We start from the raw sequence: 18058 nt of genomic DNA, 5'->3' as shown, positions 1-18058 counted from the left end.
ATTCTACCAGCCATGCGTACCTCCTTCCTGTTTTTGCTACTGATTTTTGGACTCTGGAGCGGTCTGATGCCGGCAACATTCGCTCAGTTTGGCCCTCCGGGTGGCGGACCCGGCGGTTTCGGTCGCCCTCAGGAGGGGCGGCAGAAAAAAGAATTTACGGGTGTGGCCGAGGATGTGCCGAAAGGGAATGGCAAGATAACGGGCCTGCTGGTCGATTCAACCTCGGGTAAGCCCGTCGAATTTGCGACCATCGCCCTAATGGACGTAAAAACCAACAAGCCCATCGACGGTACGACGTCGGACGTGAAGGGTAATTTTTCACTGACCAAATTAGGACCGGGCGAGTACCGGCTTCAATACTCATTTATTGGCTACAAAACCCGCGACTCCCAGCCCTTCACGGTGGCGAAGGGCACCGACCTGAAGATGGGTTCGGTGAAACTTCCCGCCGATATCCGCACGCTAAGTGAAGTAGTGGTGACGGGGCAGGCTGCTCTGATCGAAGAAAAAGTAGACCGGCTCGTTTTCAACGCCGATAAAGACATCACATCCAAAGGGGGCGATGCGTCAGATGTTCTGAAGCGCGTACCGATGCTGTCAGTTGATCTGGACGGGAACGTCAGTTTGCGCGGAAGCAGCAACATCCGGGTGCTGATCAATAACAAACCCTCCACCATCGTTGCCGCCAACGTAGCCGATGCGCTTAAACAACTACCCGCCGACATGATTAAATCGGTGGAGGTAATCACCAGCCCATCCGCTAAATACGACGCCGAAGGAGCCGCCGGAATTATCAACATTATCACTAAAAAGAACACCCTGCACGGCCTGACGCTGAACGTCGACGCGGGTGCCGGTATTCGCGGTTCCAACTTAGGCTTGAACGGTTCCTTCCGGCAGGGCAAATTAGGCATCACACTTGGCGGTTTTGGCCGGGCCATGTACAATGGGGCTTCGTCGACCTTAGACCAGACTACGCGGGTCGGTACGCAGTTACTACGAACCAGTCAACAGGGAACAGCTTTCGATAAACCCGTTTTCGGACAGTATACGATGGGTTTCGATTACGACCTCGCTAAAGATCAATCCTTGTCGGCGAACGTCCGGTTCGGTACGCGCAATTTTATTCAGGAGCAGAATCAATTGACCAGTTCGTTCATCGGTGATTCGTTGCTTCGACTGACCAACCGCGACGTTGACCGCAGGGATTTATCGAACTCGGTGGACATGAATCTGGATTACATCCGCACGTTTAAGCCCCAGCAGGAGTGGAGTATTTCGACCCAGTACAGCCGCACGGGGTTGACCAATAATTTTTACGCTGACCTGCTCGGTCAGGCGGGTGAGTTAACTGCCCGACAACGAAATCTGAATAACAACACGAATCAGGAACTTACTTTCCAAACGGATTACCAGACGCCCATCAAAAAGAATCAGTTGCTGGAGTTTGGCGGGAAAGCCATTATGCGCCAGGTAGACAGCCGCTATCAGTATCAGATTGGTGGCAGTACCGGCGAGTTACTCTTCGATCCGACCAATCCATCCGGATCGCTCAATTACAGCCAGAATATCGGGGCGGGCTACATTTCGTACACCTACGTAACGCCCAGCAAATTCACCTTTAAGGTTGGCACGCGCTACGAACATACGGGCATAACGGCTAAGTCGGACGAAAGTAGAGACTTGAATATTCCCAGCTACAGCAATCTGGTACCGAGTATTAACGTATCGAAGAGTTTGAAAGGCGGCAGCACTATAAAAGCGGCCTACAACCGGCGGATTCAGCGGCCCGGCCTGCAACAGTTGAACCCGAACGTCAACGCGGCTAACCCGCAGATGATTATGGTGGGGAATCCAACGCTTAAGCCCGAACTGACCGACAATGTTGAGTTAAGCCTCAGTTCGACCATCAAAAAAACCTACCTGAACGCATCGCTGTTCGGGCGGTTAACCAACAACGCCATCACGCAAATCCGTGTTCCGTCAGACACACTCGCAGGTGGCATCATCACAACCTTTCAGAATATTGGTGTGCAGCGTACCGTTGGGGCCAACGTTTTCTTCAACACCAACCTGACCCCGAAATGGAGTATCAATGGTGGTCTGGATGGGTATTATGTGTACATGCAGGGAACAACGCCTGGCTTAGATGGCAAGTCGATGACGATCAGCAACTCAGGTGTCAGCATCGGCGGCCGGCTGATGAGTCAGTTGCAACTGACGAAAGGCTGGAGCGCCCAGGTATTCAGTTTCTTCCGGGGGCCTAATCCGCAGTTGCAGGGCACGATGGGCAGTTTCTACATGTACTCGCTGGGGCTTCGGAAAGACATTGCCAACAAGCGGGGCAGCCTTGGGCTGGCGGCTGAAAACTTCCTCGGCCGGGGGGTAACGATGCGTAGTAACCTGAACTCTCCGCTGCTGTCGCAGGTGAGCGTTAATAACCTCTACAATTCAAACGTGAAGGTCACGTTCTCGTATCGCATCGGTAAAATGACGTTTGAAGAACCCCGCCGGAAAGCCCGCTCCGTCAGCAACGACGACGTTAAAGGGGGCGACGGTGATGGTGGCGGTCAGCAACAGGCGGCACCAGCGGGTGGACGGCCAAAATAAGATCAATCAATTCCATTACTTAACTGATTACTCAGAATGACCTCAAGAAGACATTTTCTCCGGGATGCCGGTGCATTAACGCTTGGCGGGCTGATGCTCCCCCAGTTTAGCCAGGCCAATGGCCTGTTCTCAGCCGCGAATTCATATCCCATTGGTATTCAGTTGTTCACGCTCTTTAAGTCGATGAACGAAGACCCAAAAGGAACCCTGGAAAAAGTAGCGGCTGTTGGCTATAAAGAGGTAGAGTCAGCCTTTAGTATGCGGGGTGGCTACTACGGCTATACAGCTAAGGAATTCAAAGCACTCGTGTCGGGGCTGGGTATGACCTGGCGGGCACACCATGCCGGGGGCGCTCCATTCCGACCACGCCCTATGCCCGCTGTGGCAGGCGGACAGGCACCAGCAGGCGGTACGCCCCCGGCTGGTGGGCAACGCCCGGCAATGGATTTTTCCAAAATGCCGCCCATGCTGAACCTGCGCGATAACTACCAGCAATTAGTCGATGAGGCCGTTGAGGGTGGGCTTTCATACCTGGTTTGTGCCAGTACACCGGTGGCTACGCTGGATGAGATTCAGAAATCCATCGAGGTGTTTCAGAAGACAGGTGAAGCGGCAAAAAAAGCCGGAATTGGTTTTGCCTACCACAACCACTCGACTGAATTTGATCCGGTGGAAGGCGGCAAAACCCCTTACGAACTGATTCTGTCGCAAACCGATAAGGAGCTGGTAAAGATGGAGTTGGATCTGGCCTGGGCATACAAAGCGGGCAAAGACCCCGTCGCGCTATTTAACGAACAGCCCGGCCGCTTCCCGCTCTGGCACATCAAAGACATGAAAGACGATCACAAAACTATTACCGAAGTTGGTAACGGCAGCGTGGATTTCAAAAAAGCCTTTGCCGCAGCTAAAACAGCGGGTTTGAGATACTTCTTCGTGGAGCAGGACATGGCCCCAAACGGCATTGAGAGCATTACAACGAGTTATCAGAACCTGAAAAAAATTCTGGCTTAATCACGTCTCCCAACAGGCATTTCAATCACTCAAAATGGCTGTTGGGACCCCTATGTTTATGAACCTATCTACTTGCTCATTGGCTATGTGGCCCAAATCGTTGCCTCGTCCGTTCCCGCTTGTTGTGAACGTAATACTCTTGTTGGGACTGGCTTCTTTTGTTGTACAGGACAATCCGGCTAAACCGGACGAAACCCGATTTACACCAGTAGTGGTTGCCGAAGACCTCGACGAACCGATGGCGTTTGAGGTGTTGAACGATGGCACCGCGTTTATCATCGAGCGCAAAGGGGCGCTGAAGAAATATGACCCCGTCACAAAAACGGTTGACCTGATTGCCACGATTCCAGTCAACACCAAATACACCTCGGCGGAGGGGCGCGTATCTGAGGCCGAAGAGGGGCTAATCGGGCTGTCGCTTGACCCTCAGTTCGGCCAGAATCACTGGATCTATCTCTATTACGCCCATCCGACAGAGAAAAAACACATCCTGACCCGCTGGGAATTCCGCGACAACAAACTGGTCGAGACCTCGCAGAAAGTGGTGCTTGAGGTGCCCACCCAGCGTGAAGTGTGCTGCCATACGGGGGGCGGTATGACCTGGGACCGGGCGGGCAACCTGTATCTGACCGTAGGCAACAACACGGGCAATCAGCAGGCGGCCCAAACCGACGAGCGGCCCGGCCGCAGCAGTTGGGACGATCAGGGCCATGCGGGTAACACGAACGATTTGCGGGGTAAAATTCTACGCATTCACCCTGAAGCCAATGGCACGTACAGCATTCCCGAAGGCAATTTGTTTCCGAAAGGAACCGACAACGGTAGCGACCGCCGAACCCGCCCGGAAATTTACTCAATGGGGCACCGGAATCCCTGGCGTATTTCGATTGACAGCCAGACCGGTTTTGTGTATTGGGGTGAAATAGGCCCCGATGCGACGAACGATTCGGACATCGGCCCGCGCGGTTACGACGAACTGAATCAGGCCCGCAAACCGGGTAATTTCGGCTGGCCCTGGTTTGTGGGAAACAACTTTGCCTTTCCCGTTTATGACTACGAAACCAAAAAGCCACTCGACAAAAAAGACCCCAAGAACCCGGCCAATAACTCACCGAATAATACGGGTTTGACGGCCTTGCCGCCTACGGCTCCTTCCTTCATTTATTATCCCTACGCTGTTTCGGAAGAGTTTCCGCTCGTTGGAACGGGATCGCGGTCGGCTACGGGCGGGCCTGTTTATCGCCAGGCTGACTTTAAAAAGGCCAAACGCCCCTGGCCCGCTTACTACGAAGGTAAGTGGTTAGTTACCGACTTCTCGCGGGGCTGGATTATGGCCATTACGATGGACGCCGACGGAAATTATACCTCCATGGAGCGATTCCTGTCCGGCTACCATCCCGTTGAACCCATCGACATGAAGTTTGGGCCCGATGGCGATCTGTACGTCCTCGAGTATGGCAGTAACTGGTTCCGGAAGAGCGATAATGCGAAACTCGTTCGCATTGAGTACAATGGCGGTAACCGAAAACCGATTGTGAACGCAGCCGCCAGCAAACAGGGGGGCGCCATCCCCCTGCAACTAAACCTGTTGGCCGATGGCAGTAAAGATAACGACGGTGATAAGTTAGCTTATCAGTGGAAGGTGACCTCACCGGGTGCTGCTCCGCGCCTATTTACGACCGCTAATCCATCCGTTACGTTCGATAAAGCGGGTGTCTACGTGGCCACACTGACCGTTACCGATCCACAGGGTGCGGCTAACAGCCAATCGGTACGAATCATTGCGGGCAACGCCCCGCCGGTTGTCAACGTGAATCTGAGCAGCAACCGAACGTTTTTTTTTCCGGATCAGCCCATTCAGTATGCCGTTCAGGTAGAGGATAAGGAAGACGGAAGTTTGGCCCAGGGGAAGATCAACCCGGCACGGGTCGCCATGAGTATCGACTATACGTCGGAGGGATTCGATTATGCCGAGGTCATGCAGGGGCAACGTAGTGTCGATGCCTCAACACAATATGCTGTAGCGCAGACATTAATCAACCAAAGTGACTGTAAAGTATGTCACCAGATCAGCACAAAATCGGTGGGGCCGGCCTTCACCGCCATCGCAGTTAAATACAAAGGCGACGCAGGTGCCCACGACCGGCTGATTGCTAAAATCAGGCAGGGGGGCGTGGGCGTCTGGGGTGATGTGGCCATGCCAGGCCACCCAGCCATGTCCGTTGCCGACGCGGGTAGCCTTGTCCAGTATATTCTCCATATCGATGAGAAAACGCTCAGCAGCCTGCCCCTGCACGGAACGTATGCGGTTAACCTACCCGATGGCGATAATGGCAAAGGGTCGGTACTGATTCGGGCCGCTTATACCGATCGTGGTCATCCGGTAATGGGCGGTAAACCGGTTCCTGCCCAAACGGCTGAGCAACTGCTAATCCTGCGTAGCCCTCAGGTAGAGGCTTCGTTGGCACCGATTATACACCGGGCCGACATTAAGGCAAAAGGTATGGGAAAGGGCGAGAACGTGATTCCCTATTCCAACGCTCACATCGGGTTTCAGCAGATAGACCTGACGGGTATTAAACAACTCGAAATCACCGCGGCCGCGCAACGACGGGAGGGCAGCGCCGGTGGCACAATTGAAGTTCGGCTTGACTCACCCACTGGCCCACTTATTGGCGAAACAGTGGTTGAACTGGCCCCCGAAGTGGATATGGCTAAACTGATGGCGCAGATGGAAGCTGGCCCGAAACCAGCGCCCGGTGCAGCCGGTACCTCCCCGGCGGGCGGAACAGGTGCAAAACCCGCTGGTCCTCCCGCTGCCCGCAACCCATTCGCGCGCCCACCGGTACATATGAACCTGAAAGCAACTGAAGGTGTTCACAATGTATACCTGGTCTTTAAGAACGATCAGGCAAAAGCCATTCAGCCACTTATGTCGTTGTCGAGTATCAAGTTTCTGAATAAAATCAATCAATAGGAGTACCCATTAAATCAATTTTTTCATCCAATCAAATTTCAAACACGCATGAAATCATTCGTATTCACCGTTGCCACGTTACTTACCATCTCGGCATCTTACGCACAAACCTGGACGGCAGACAAAGCCCACGCTAAAGTCGGCTTTACCGTTACTCACCTGATGCTGACCGAAGTAGATGGTATCTTCAAGAACTACGACGCTAAAATCACAGCCACCAAGCCGGACCTGTCTGATGCCGTTGTCGAATTGACAGCCGATATCAACAGCGTCAGTACGGAGAATGACCGGCGCGATACGCACCTGAAAAGCCCCGACTTTTTCGACGCGGCCAAATACCCGACACTGACCTTTAAAAGCACGTCGTTTAAGAAAGTGGAAGGCAAGAAGTATAAACTGACAGGCGACCTGACGATGCACGGCGTGACCAAACCCGTTACGCTGGATGCCGTGCTGACGGGGCCGGTTACCATGGAGAACCCCCGTGGGAAGCAGGAAAAAGCAGGCCTGAAGCTGAGCGGCACACTGAAACGCTCTGATTTTGGGGTAGGTTCTTCGTCAACTGCCGTTGTTGGTGACGAGGTTGAACTAAAGGCAACCGGCGAGTTCGCAAAACAGAACGACGCAACAGCCGAGAAAAGTAAATAAAACAGGGTTACGGCTTCTTAAACGAGCTATCTCTCAAAGTACGGGGTTCTTTAACTAAGGGATAGTACCCTTTTTGGTTAGAGAACCTCTTTCTTTTACGGCAGTTTACCACCCCCAACCAACATACATTGGCATCTGTGCTAATCTGTTTATATTCACCGGGTAAACAAACGAATCATCCGCCTTTTCACAACCGAGCTAATCTCAATAACCATGAACAAACTATATGCTTTGCTGGCCGTCGGCTTTACTGGCCTTGTATTGCTGGCGACAACCACCCGTTCAATTCATAATCAGTATGGATTTGTAAGGGGCACACCCGCCATTAAGTCCATTAACGCCCTCACGTTTGGACCGGATGGCGTCCTGTTTATCGGCGACGGACGAAGCGCAGCCGTTTTTGCCATCGACACCAAAGATGCGGGCCTGGTTTCCACCCCCAATCCCGTCGACATTAAAAACATCGACCAGAAAATTGCGGCCCTTCTGGGAACCGATGCCGCCAACATCACGATTCAGGATATTGCCGTTAATCCAGCCTCGAAGAAAGTCTATTGTGCCGTCCAGCACAGCGATGGCACGCCGGTTTTGCTCCGGATAGAGGGCGACCAACTAACGGCTGTATCGTTGAAAGATATTCCGTTTTCGACCCTGGCACTGACGAATGTTCCTGCCGAAGATGCCAAAAATCAGCGGGGCGAATCGTTACGAATTGCGGCCATCTCCGATATGGGCTATGCCGATGGGAAGGTATTGGTCAGCGGGCTGTCGAATCAGGAATTCGGATCGACGTTTCGCAGCATTCCCTTTCCGTTTACGAATACGCAGGACCAGGCGTCGCTCGAAATTTACCATGCGGCACACGGCAAGTATGAGACGATGGCGCCCATTAAAACCTTTACAACGACCGAAATCAAAGGCAGAAAATACATGGTAGCCAGCTACACCTGCACGCCATTGGTCCTGTTTCCGCTCGATCAATTAAAGGCGGGCAGCCACGTAAAAGGACGGACCGTTGCCGAAATGGGGAGCGGTAATTCTCCGCTGGACATCATTACGTTGACGAAGGGCGGTGAATCGTTTTTAATCATGGCCAACTCAAGCCGTCCGGTGTTTAAAGTCCGGCAAAAAAATTTAGAAGCCTACCAGGGTTCGCTGACTACACCCGTAGAAGAAAATTTCGCTACCGCTGGTCTGGATTTTGTTTCCCTGCCGCTGACCAACGTGATCCAGTTAGACAAACTCGATGCGTCACGGATGATTTTACTACAGCGTCGCTCCAACGGCAACCTTGACCTTTGGACATCCAGTGATCGGTATTTGTAAAAACGTCCGACAACGTTTGATCAGGCTATGCGCCAGGTATAGTCTGATTTTTTTTGTTTCCTGGCGGTTGGCTGCGTGCCACCAGCCGGAAGACAAGGGCGTTACCATTCGCTGGAACGGCCAGCGGGCAACCGGACTTTCCATTCCCAGGCTGCCCATTTCCGGTGATTCGTTAGGCCAACTTCTGGCCGTGCGTCTGTCTGGGAACGAGACCGCCATTTTAGGCAACTACCAGCAGATTGGCGACGAGATTATTTTTGAACCGATTGTGCCGTTTACGCGTGGACTGCGTTATAGTATATGGCTCAGGGCCAAACGATTACAGGAACTTACCATTCCTGCTTTAGCTGCTGACAACCACCCGGCCCTACTGGCCATTTATCCTTCCCAGGATTCGTTGCCGGATAACCTGCTGAAAATCTATCTGCATTTTTCCCGGTCCATGCGGGAAGGCCAATCGAAGAAGTACGTTGCTCTCATCAAAAACAGGACCGACACCCTGCCGGGCGTATTTCTCGACCTTCAGCCAGAACTGTGGAATGCAGACCGAACTATGCTTACGCTTTGGCTCGACCCCGGACGGATTAAACGCGACCTGCGCCCGAATAAACAGTTGGGGGCGCCCCTGAAAGCCGGGGTTCAGTATCAGTTGGTTATTTCTGCCACCTGGCCCGATGAGCAGGGTGCCTCACTGGGAACAGCAATAACAAAATCGTTTGTGGCTGTCGAACGCGATAGCCTGTCGCCTGTGCCCGCACGGTGGTCGATATACGAGCCGAAATTGGGTAGCCAGCAACCACTCGATGTAGCTTTCGGCGAGGCCCTCGATTATAGTTTACTGACCGAAACCCTGCACATTCTTGATGAAGACGGGAGCGCAGTTTTGGGTAAATGGCAATTAATTGATGAAGAAAAACGAGGCTGGTTCAAACCCGATGCGGTTTGGCGGTCCGGACAATACCGGTTGCAGGTTGAGGGGCGGCTGGAAGATCTGGCGGGCAATAACCTGAATCGCCCTTTCGACCGCGACGTGACGGATAAGAACAGCACGTTAACAGCTAAACCCGTCACCAGCCGCTTTTTCAGGGTGAAATAGTCAATCTGAGTACGGAGCATCGTGTTCGATGGAGTGATTCTGAGTGTTGGTATGCCATATCTCTAAGATATGGCATACCAACACTCAGAATCACTCCATCGAACACGCTTTACTTACAACTCAATCCTGAACAGGTGCATGGGCAGCACATACGGGTCCAGTTCAACGTAGTTCCGGTCGCCCTGCCACGTATAATACGCATCTGTAAGCAGGTCATGTACTTGGTAAGCCTGGTCATGCCCGATACCCAACTGCCAGATGGGCACCTGCACCATACCGGCCCGTCGGTTGTAGGCATCGGTGTTCACGATAATCAATAATCGGTTCGTACCGGAGGTTTTCAGGTAGGCCATGATGGCATCGTCGGTCACGGCGCAGAAGGTGAGGTTATTGGTCGTTTGCAGAGCAACATTTTCACGGCGGATTCGGTTTACGAGCGTAATCAGGTAGGTGAGTTTATTGGTTTTCTCCCAATCCCAAAGCCGGATTTCATACTTCTCCGAATTCAGATACTCTTCTTTGTTAGGGAAGGGAACATGCTCCATCAGCTCGAATGATGGGCCATAAATGCCATAGTTACTCGACAGTGTGGCGGCCATGAAGTAGCGAATCAGAAACTGCGGTTCGTGGCCTCCCTGCAAACTATACGGGTTAATGTCGTGGGTTGTTGGCCAGAAGTTGGGGCGGAAGTAATACTTCATCTCGCTCTGGGTCAACTCGGTCATGTATTGCTCCAGTTCGGCCTTGCCATTGCGCCAGGTGTAGTAGGTGTACGAATGCGCGAAGCCCCGCTTGGCTAATTCCTGCATCACCTTCGGCTTGGTGAAGGCTTCGGCCAGAAACAATATATCCGGAAACTCTTTTTTGACCTCAGCAATGACCCATTCCCAAAACCCAAACGGTTTGGTATGCGGATTATCGACCCGAATAATCCGGACGCCCCACGAGGCCCACACCAGCAGCACCCGCTTCAGTTCGTCCCACAGGTTCTGCCAGTCGTCGGTCTCGAAATAAACCGGGTAAATATCCTGGTATTTCTTGGGTGGATTTTCGGCGTATTGAATTGTGCCATCAGGCCGTTTTTTGAACCATTCGGGATGATCTTTGGCCCAGGGATGGTCGGGGGAGCATTGAATGGCGAGGTCCATGGCTACCTCCATGCCGTAGTTAGCAGCAATGGCAATGAGGTGTTTGAAATCATCGACCGTGCCGAGTTCGGGGTGAATGCTGTCATGTCCACCCAGCTCTGAACCAATACCATAGGGAACGCCCGGCTCGCCCGGCTGGCAACTAACCGAGTTGTTTTTACCCTTCCGGTGTGCCGTGCCAATGGGGTGAATCGGGGGCAGATAGAGCACATCAAAACCCATATCCGCTATACGCGGCAGTAAGGCTTCTACGTCCCGGAATGTACCATGTCTGCCTTCCTCCCGCGCAGCCGAACGGGGAAACAGGCAATACCAGGTGCTGAACCCGGCACGGGCACGGTCTACGTCTACGCCTAACTCCCGTTGATACCGGGCTGGGTACTGCCGTTCGGGGTATCGGTTGGCATAAAAGGTGAACTGGTCGCTTTCCGCAACCGAAACGGCTTCGTCGTACCGGCTTTCGTCACGGAAGAGCACGGCCATTTCGTGCAGTGCCTTCACATCAGCCAGCTCTGCAACCGGCCCGGCGATTTTTTTGCCTTTTCCCGAACGTTGGCCCGGTCCCTTTGGGGTGCCTTCTCCTTTTTCTCCTCCGGCCCTTACTAACATGCCATCCACATAGTGTGCCCCGGCCAGCAGTTCGCTCGTAATGCGCTGACCGTCGGCCACTTTCAACTGAACTTCGTGCTGCCACGAACTGAGGTGGTCGACCCAGGCCTCAAACGTGTAGGTATACGTTCCCTGTTTCTCAACAATGAACGAAGCCCCCCAGCGGTCGTTGCCCAGAGGAGCCATCGCGGTTTCTGTCCAGGTGGCCTCATCGCTATGTTTGTAGAGCAGGCGGGCAGACAGGTAATCGTGACCATCGGCGAAGATGTCGGCCTCAACCGCTATCACGTCGCCCGGAATCGCTTTTATCGGGAATTGACCGCTATCGAGTTCGGGCGTTACGCGCTCGATAACCACGCGGGTTTGTCCCGGCCTGGATTGGCCGGAAAACGTACTGGGAAAGTTCATTCAGCTTACGGTTTGGTTGGTTAATCCTGAATAGTGGGGCAATGTTACAAAAAAGAATGGCACGCGGTCAGGCTGGCGCACCCGTGATACAGATTAAGCGGATTTTTGCCCATAAAACTGTGTCACTGGTGCGCCAGCCTGACCGCGTGCCATCCGCGATTTAGTTAGCTCCGTCGGCCTTCGCCCCGTCGATAGCCAACTGCCCAATGCGGGTTCCCCATTTTGTCCCCTGCTCCGTATCGAACGGGTAGTTTACACCGCTGTAAAGGCGCGACATGGCCGCTTCTGTAGCCTGGTCAGTCAGGCGGGCAGCCTCATCCGGAAATAAATAGGCCAGTACTGTGGCGGCTGCTGCCGAAAAGGCTGCGTGATCGGATACGTATGCGGGTGAGTTCGGGATGGCTGTAGCCGTTTTAATGCTGGGGTCGAGTTGCGACGGGCGGGGCACAAAATACGTGTACATGGTTGACCAGGCTGCCGTGCCACCATCCTGCATGGCCCGGTTCACGAGTGCATAGGTGCGGGCCGACCGAAGTTCGTTCTGGCGCGCCTGCCGAATGAGGTCTTCGGCAATACTATTCCAATGGCCGGGCAGGGCATAGGTGCCGGTGCCATCGTTCCAGTAATCGGCAAGGCGCCACTGCTCACGGGTACGATTGCTGGCCAGGTCGCGCACCTCGCTCAATGCGCTCTGAAACGCCGGTGAAGTTGTCATGGGCGGGGGGGCGGGTGCCGCCCGAAAAATTGCCGTCGAGTCGAACCAGGTTTTTACCTTCCCTGCCAGTGGCAAAAGGGGCGACCGGGCCGGCATTTCAATGCTTTTCCATTTCTGGTCGTAAGGAGCTTTGGCCAGCGCGGTTTGCCAGGTGTTGGTTTGATCGAGAGCCAGGGCAAACCGGTCAGTTTTTGCCCGGTCAAGTAATTTCGCCGTCACTGCCGACCCCAGATCTTCGCCTGCTTTCAGGTCACTGGCTACGTTGGCGCCCGCCCACAACCGGCTTTGTTTATGCTCGGCAGCTCTCGTCTTGAGCCAGCCCGCTTCGGTCGGAAATAAATAGGCCAGTACCTGACACGACGCTTCGGCAACGGCTGCGTCCTCCGACGGATATGATGGAACATCGAGTATCGGCACCCGCGTTATAACACCCTGCCGTTCCAGCGCCGGACGATTGTACTGGTATTTGGCTCGCCAGGCAACCACAAGCGCGTCGTACTGGACCACACTCAGCAACGCGTAGACCCTGGCTGCGTACAACGGCCCGGCCAACGGATTGATGGCATCGGAGCCGGTAGCTGTTGTATAATCGGGCGATATATTGTATTTGGCTACCAATTGCCGGGCAATTTGCTGCCAGCGCCGAACACCCCCATCGGCCCAATAATTAACGGCGGTGTTTTGTTCGGGAGTTATGGACAATACCCCATTTTTAATAGCCGTCAACTCCTGCTGGTAAGCATCAGATGTACTGGCCAACGGGGCTGGCACGCTAACATCAGCCGCCGATTTGAGAACAATGGTTCGCCAGTTGCCGCCCTCCGCATCGACCGTAGCCGGTTCAGAAAAAGGCAGAACGCCTTCGTCGATGGCAGGCTCTTTGCAACTCGCCAGCCAGAGGAACAGGCCACTGACAATAATGGATAAGACAATCGTTTTCATCGTTTTGGTGGTTTGTATACCGGGCTTCCGCCCACGCTACTACCGGTTTGTGGTCCAGTACCCAATAACTAAGCCCCCATTGATTTGCGTGCTTTGGCCGATGTTCCGCCCATCGAGGGTGGCGCTGTAGCCCGCTGTCAGGCCAAGTTTGGTTATCAACTTCACATAAGCTGTTGCGCCCACGCGCGTGAAGCCAACCGCATTCGTCGGAAATGGGATGCCGGGACCAATGTTGGTGCCTTCGGTATAGGGCGTTTGTCGCTGCCCCCATACATCTATATTAAACCGCTTCGAGACAATGCCCGCACGGATAATGAGTTCGGTAACGTCGGGCACATTGACCTTTGAGCCAGTGTACGGATTAAGCTGGCTGGGATCATAGAAGTTGACTAAGCGGTCGAGCGCAACCTGCCCCCGGCGGATGTAGCCATACTGACCCGTAATGAAAAACGACCCCGCCTTAAAATGAAGCATCGTTCGCCCGTCTACATTACGCGACCCACGACCAATGGCAACTAATGCGTCGTTGACATAATTTTCTATTGGCATGGAATACCCGACGGCAAATAGCCACGAGAGCCGGGTGTTGCCAAATTTGTAGTCGAAAGCTTCCCAACGTAATGCAGCCGACACATCCTGAAAGCCCTGCTGTTTAGGTGAAAAGCCCGCATTCGATTCGGTGCGGACGTAGGGAGCCGCCACAATCAGGTCGAGGTCGTAGCCTAAGCCATACGTACCAACGACCGTCAGGGCCTGCGTCGTTACGGTGCCGAGGTTCGGATTTTTCGTTTTAGTGGTATTGATGTAGTACGTATCGTAGGTCTCCTGCGAACCAATAATGGTCAGATTGGCCTTTCGCTGACCCCGCATAAACCCGTCAACTAATCCCTGAGCGTGAGTTTGCAGCGAGAGATTAAGAAGAAAACTAAGGCTGACAATAAAGACGGTTAATCGCATAAATCCATTTTAGGGTTGGACAAAGGTAGGCGTTCAGGCACAGCATCCGGCATTACCCCGTGTTTTCCTCGCGGGTGGTCAACAAAAAGCCAGGCTTATGACCCGGCTATTCACTGCTTTCGTACAGTATGGTCTTCGCGTTTGTAAACGAGTTTGCCTGCTTTTTAGGTATGCTGTTTATAGCACTACAACTTTCCATACGCTTGCGTATCAGGGTGGAACGACCGCCACGAATGCCAGAACTCCTGATGGGCTTTTGGAATGGGCACCAGCCGCCGACCAGCCATCGGCCCCGAAATGCAATTTCCCCGCCACGTCCAGAGAGATTTGGTTTCCAAATCGGTAAGTTGCCGGTTGGTGTATTGAAAGGTAAGCGTTTGCACACCTACCCGTCGACTCCACGCGCCAAAGGAAACACTATCGGAGGCCATCGTCAGCAAGACCGGCTCACCACCCAGCACGTCATTCAGGATACGTTTCGTTTGCAGTTGGTTCCAGTCGTAGGCTTTGGTGAATCCCGCCTGCTCGATACCGATAACCCACGATTTGGGTTTCCATGATGCCGAATCTCGCCGGGTGAGTTTACCCTTCGACAGACCGCGTTCGTAGTTTTTCATCCCCGCAAATTCCTCAGCAAAGGTTGAATCAGCCTGTAGCACCCGCGTGTTTGGGTGTTCGGCAGCCCACTCGCGCAGGGTCATCTGCCGGGCCGCTAATTCGTTCAGTGTCTGCCCGCGCAACGGCCCAACCACAGCCTCACCCGTAGCCTGCCGCCACCAGCTACCGGTGCGTTTATCCTCGAACATGGCATTGAAATGGTCCATACCCACCAACCGGAATTCATCGGCCTGCCCCCGCACCAACGGACTGAACACGCGCCCCGTGCGGCAAACGGTGCAATACGTCACCATCACGGGCTGACCACCCACCGTGTCGCGCACCTGATGGTGATACCCAATCAGTTGAATCGGGTAAGCCGTAGCCTGCCCCGCCGACTCAAAACCCAGTACGAGTTTATGAAGCGGAATCTTGTTCTGGCTCATCGGCACCACACGCTTGTCGGTCGGTTGCCGAAACATCTGGTCGGCCATCATCTCCCGATTAACCATATACAGCACCCCGCCGTACACCAGCACCAGTCCGCCCCCCAAATAACGATGCCACGCCCGGCGGGGTCTGGTGATGAGCATGAACGCCGGATACGCCAACAGCAGCAATCCAACCGCCCGCAGCCAGCCAATGTTCTGATGTAGCCAATACCCCAACTCGACCCGGCCTGTACTTGCTGAACCAGCATTGGCACCATCAAGCCCGAGTTGACTGCCGGGAAACGGCATGATGAAATAAACGCGGGCGACTTCAAGTAAAATCAACAGTAAAATGCTGATTAGAAACCAGATAAATGGTTTTTTCATGAATAAATAAGGTTAGAGTCGTATTCCAACGGTCAGCACCGCACTTCGCCCGTCGGAGGGCCAGATGCCGGGTCCTGGATAAAATGTTGGGCGTTTGGTAAAGTATTGTGTGTTCAGCAGATTATTGACGCTGCCGCGTAGTATAAGCCCCGATTTGATACGCCAGGTGCCGTTCAAATCCCACAGGCTATAGGCCGACACGGGACCAACAGCACCATTGGCTGATGGTGCGGGCGTATTTAGGGCGTCGGAGAATGTCTCGCTGACGTAGCTATATTGGAGTGTCAGGCTGGCGGTTCGGTAGCGGGCTGTCAGTCCATTGCGGCTCGTCAGGCGGGGGACCGATTCGACCCGGTTGCCGGTAACGGTTCGGTTGTCGGTACCCGTCGAAACACGCCCATTGATGTAGCGGGCGTCGATGAAGGCCGTAGAGGTGAATCCGCTGAGCATGAACTGTTTTGTTCGCCACAGTTGCCCTTCGATGAGGGCTTCCATACCCCTGTTGCGGCTATCGCCGATGTTGGTTCGGAACACGTAGCCCGACCCGTCGGGGTTGGTCAGCAGTAAGGAGCCTAACCGATTGCGATACAGTAGGTCGAAGGCCGTTATGTTCAGGTGCAGACCCGACCAATGGGCGTCGATACCCACGTCGGCGTTATACCCATACGCATCTTTCAGATTTTTGTCAATGCGTTCATACACTGTGGTTGGGATAATATCCTTGAAAATCACCGGACGATATGCCTGCGACCAGCCGCCGTACACCTTGATTCCCTCGTTGATTCGGTACTGCCCGTTGATGCCCAGCAGGGCAAATTTGTGGTCGATGTCGGTTGGCAGATTGAAAGGGTCGTAGTAGTCGATGACGCCCCGAAATTCGGTTTTTCCATTTTCGACCCGAATCCCCGGCGAAATCGTCAGCCGGTCTGTCAGCGAAAACTGATTTTCGACAAAGACCGCGATGTTCTTCGAGCGGAAGTGCATGTCCCGCCGAAAGGGGCTAATCAGCGACAAGTCAAAGTCTGTGCCGGTGGTTCCCCCGCCCAACTGCCGCCGGTGCAGGTCGGTGCTGGTTAGCTGAACGCCAGCGGCTACTGTAGCCCCGATGCTACCGAGTTTATAACGGTGCAGTAGCCGAAATTCAGTCGTATAGCTATGGAAATTGTCAATATCGACCTGCCGGGGTGCATACTGCCGGGTGACCCGGCTAATCGTATCGAGGACGGTAGCCAATCGGTCGAACAGGACGCTGTTTCGGGCACCGAGCACTGCCGATGTCGTCCACAGGAAGCGCGTCCGGTTGGATAGTTGCCAGTCAAATTTCAGGGATGGAAGGTAAATGTCGGGGTTGAAATAGTTGCGGCTCCGCGTCGATTGGCGTGGGTCCTGGGCAAACATCGCATCGGTCAACTGACCCGGCACCTGATATTGATAGGTCGAGCGGCCCAATTCAGCACTGATACCCAGTCGTTTGGTCGCCTGGAAGTGGAGCGTACCAAATTGGGCCTCGGCGTCTGAACGGCTGTTTTTCCGGTATCCGTCCGAATGCCGACGGTAATAATAGGCATAATAGGTCCACTTACCCACGCGCCCGCCAATGGCGTTGTAACTGCTCAGCAACCCATACGAACCCACCGAATTGATGGTCTCAAACCCAAACCGGCGGGACGTATCGGCCCCTTTGGTCACGTAGTTGAGCATACCCCCGAACTGGGCACCGTATTGCAGGGCAGCCGTTCCGCGCACCAGTTCGACCCGGTCGATGCTTTCCATCGGGGGCGAGTAATGACTGGCCGGATAACCGTATATATCTGAGTTTATGATGACCCCGTTCTGCCGAATGTTGTTCTCCCAGGACCGATGCGCGTCCAGTCCACGCGTCGCGATATTAATCTGATTTCCGGTGCCGTCCATGTCATACACGAACACACCGGGAATGCGGGCGAACACCTGACGGGGTGTCTTCTCGGCCACGTTTACATCCATTTCCGACAGCCGAATCACTTCGCTGCGTTTACCGCCCATCAGATAGGTACCGTGTACAATGGGCAGCGATTCAACGACCGTTGGCCGGATGCCCGTCACCGTTACCGGGTTCAACGTGCGCGACCGCAGCGTGTCCGGCTGTTTTGGTTGCGCTGTGGCTGCCGTAACCATCACGAATAGGGTCAGTATGGTATTTGTCGTGGTCATCGA

The 18058-nt window shown here is 54.0% G+C and carries 11 protein-coding genes; 6 read left to right on the top strand and 5 right to left on the bottom strand.

Going from position 1 to position 18058, the window contains the following annotated elements; all coding sequences use genetic code 11:
* The first annotated feature begins 12 nt into the window (after positions 1–12).
* From ACYVI1_RS29995 to ACYVI1_RS29970, 6 genes are all read left to right on the top strand, one after another.
* The gene (locus tag ACYVI1_RS29995; RefSeq protein ID WP_460915204.1) at positions 13–2610 is read left to right on the top strand and encodes a TonB-dependent receptor; all 2598 of its coding nucleotides are present in this window, start codon (positions 13–15) and stop codon (positions 2608–2610) included.
* A gap of 36 nt (positions 2611–2646) precedes the next feature.
* A complete protein-coding gene (locus tag ACYVI1_RS29990) occupies positions 2647–3621 on the top strand; it encodes a sugar phosphate isomerase/epimerase family protein (protein WP_460915203.1) in 975 nt (324 codons plus the stop codon).
* A gap of 58 nt (positions 3622–3679) precedes the next feature.
* Positions 3680–6598 (top strand): PQQ-dependent sugar dehydrogenase, encoded by a 2919-nt coding sequence (locus ACYVI1_RS29985; RefSeq protein ID WP_460915201.1) that lies wholly within the window; start codon positions 3680–3682, stop codon positions 6596–6598.
* Positions 6599–6646: 48 nt separating this feature from the next.
* Positions 6647–7246: a YceI family protein gene (locus ACYVI1_RS29980; RefSeq protein ID WP_460915200.1), complete on the top strand. Its 600-nt coding sequence runs from the start codon at positions 6647–6649 to the stop codon at positions 7244–7246.
* Between the two features lie 213 nt (positions 7247–7459).
* Complete coding sequence (locus tag ACYVI1_RS29975) at positions 7460–8572, top strand: hypothetical protein (RefSeq protein WP_460915199.1); 1113 nt, start codon at positions 7460–7462, stop codon at positions 8570–8572.
* Between the two features lie 16 nt (positions 8573–8588).
* Positions 8589–9668: an Ig-like domain-containing domain gene (locus ACYVI1_RS29970; RefSeq protein ID WP_460915198.1), complete on the top strand. Its 1080-nt coding sequence runs from the start codon at positions 8589–8591 to the stop codon at positions 9666–9668.
* 113 nt (positions 9669–9781) lie between these two features.
* On the opposite strand, the gene ACYVI1_RS29965 is transcribed toward ACYVI1_RS29970, so the two are convergent.
* The 5 genes from ACYVI1_RS29965 to ACYVI1_RS29945 form a co-directional block, all read right to left on the bottom strand.
* Complete coding sequence (locus tag ACYVI1_RS29965) at positions 9782–11833, bottom strand: alpha-1,4-glucan--maltose-1-phosphate maltosyltransferase (protein WP_460915196.1); 2052 nt, start codon at positions 11831–11833, stop codon at positions 9782–9784.
* 160 nt (positions 11834–11993) lie between these two features.
* Positions 11994–13490 (bottom strand): phosphatase PAP2 family protein, encoded by a 1497-nt coding sequence (locus tag ACYVI1_RS29960; RefSeq protein WP_460915194.1) that lies wholly within the window; start codon positions 13488–13490, stop codon positions 11994–11996.
* 39 nt (positions 13491–13529) lie between these two features.
* Entirely contained in the window at positions 13530–14447 is a 918-nt protein-coding gene (locus ACYVI1_RS29955; RefSeq protein WP_460915192.1) for a hypothetical protein, read from the bottom strand.
* A 185-nt stretch (positions 14448–14632) separates the two neighbouring features.
* Positions 14633–15862, bottom strand: a complete 1230-nt coding sequence (locus ACYVI1_RS29950) for a DUF3179 domain-containing (seleno)protein (RefSeq protein WP_460915191.1) — start codon at positions 15860–15862, stop codon at positions 14633–14635.
* 12 nt (positions 15863–15874) lie between these two features.
* Positions 15875–18055: a TonB-dependent receptor family protein gene (locus tag ACYVI1_RS29945; protein ID WP_460915190.1), complete on the bottom strand. Its 2181-nt coding sequence runs from the start codon at positions 18053–18055 to the stop codon at positions 15875–15877.
* Positions 18056–18058: the final 3 nt, after the last annotated feature.

Source organism: Spirosoma areae, from assembly GCF_054781775.1.
The sequence above is the reverse complement of the archived record's forward strand: the minus strand, read 5'-3'. Positions and strand labels throughout refer to the sequence as shown.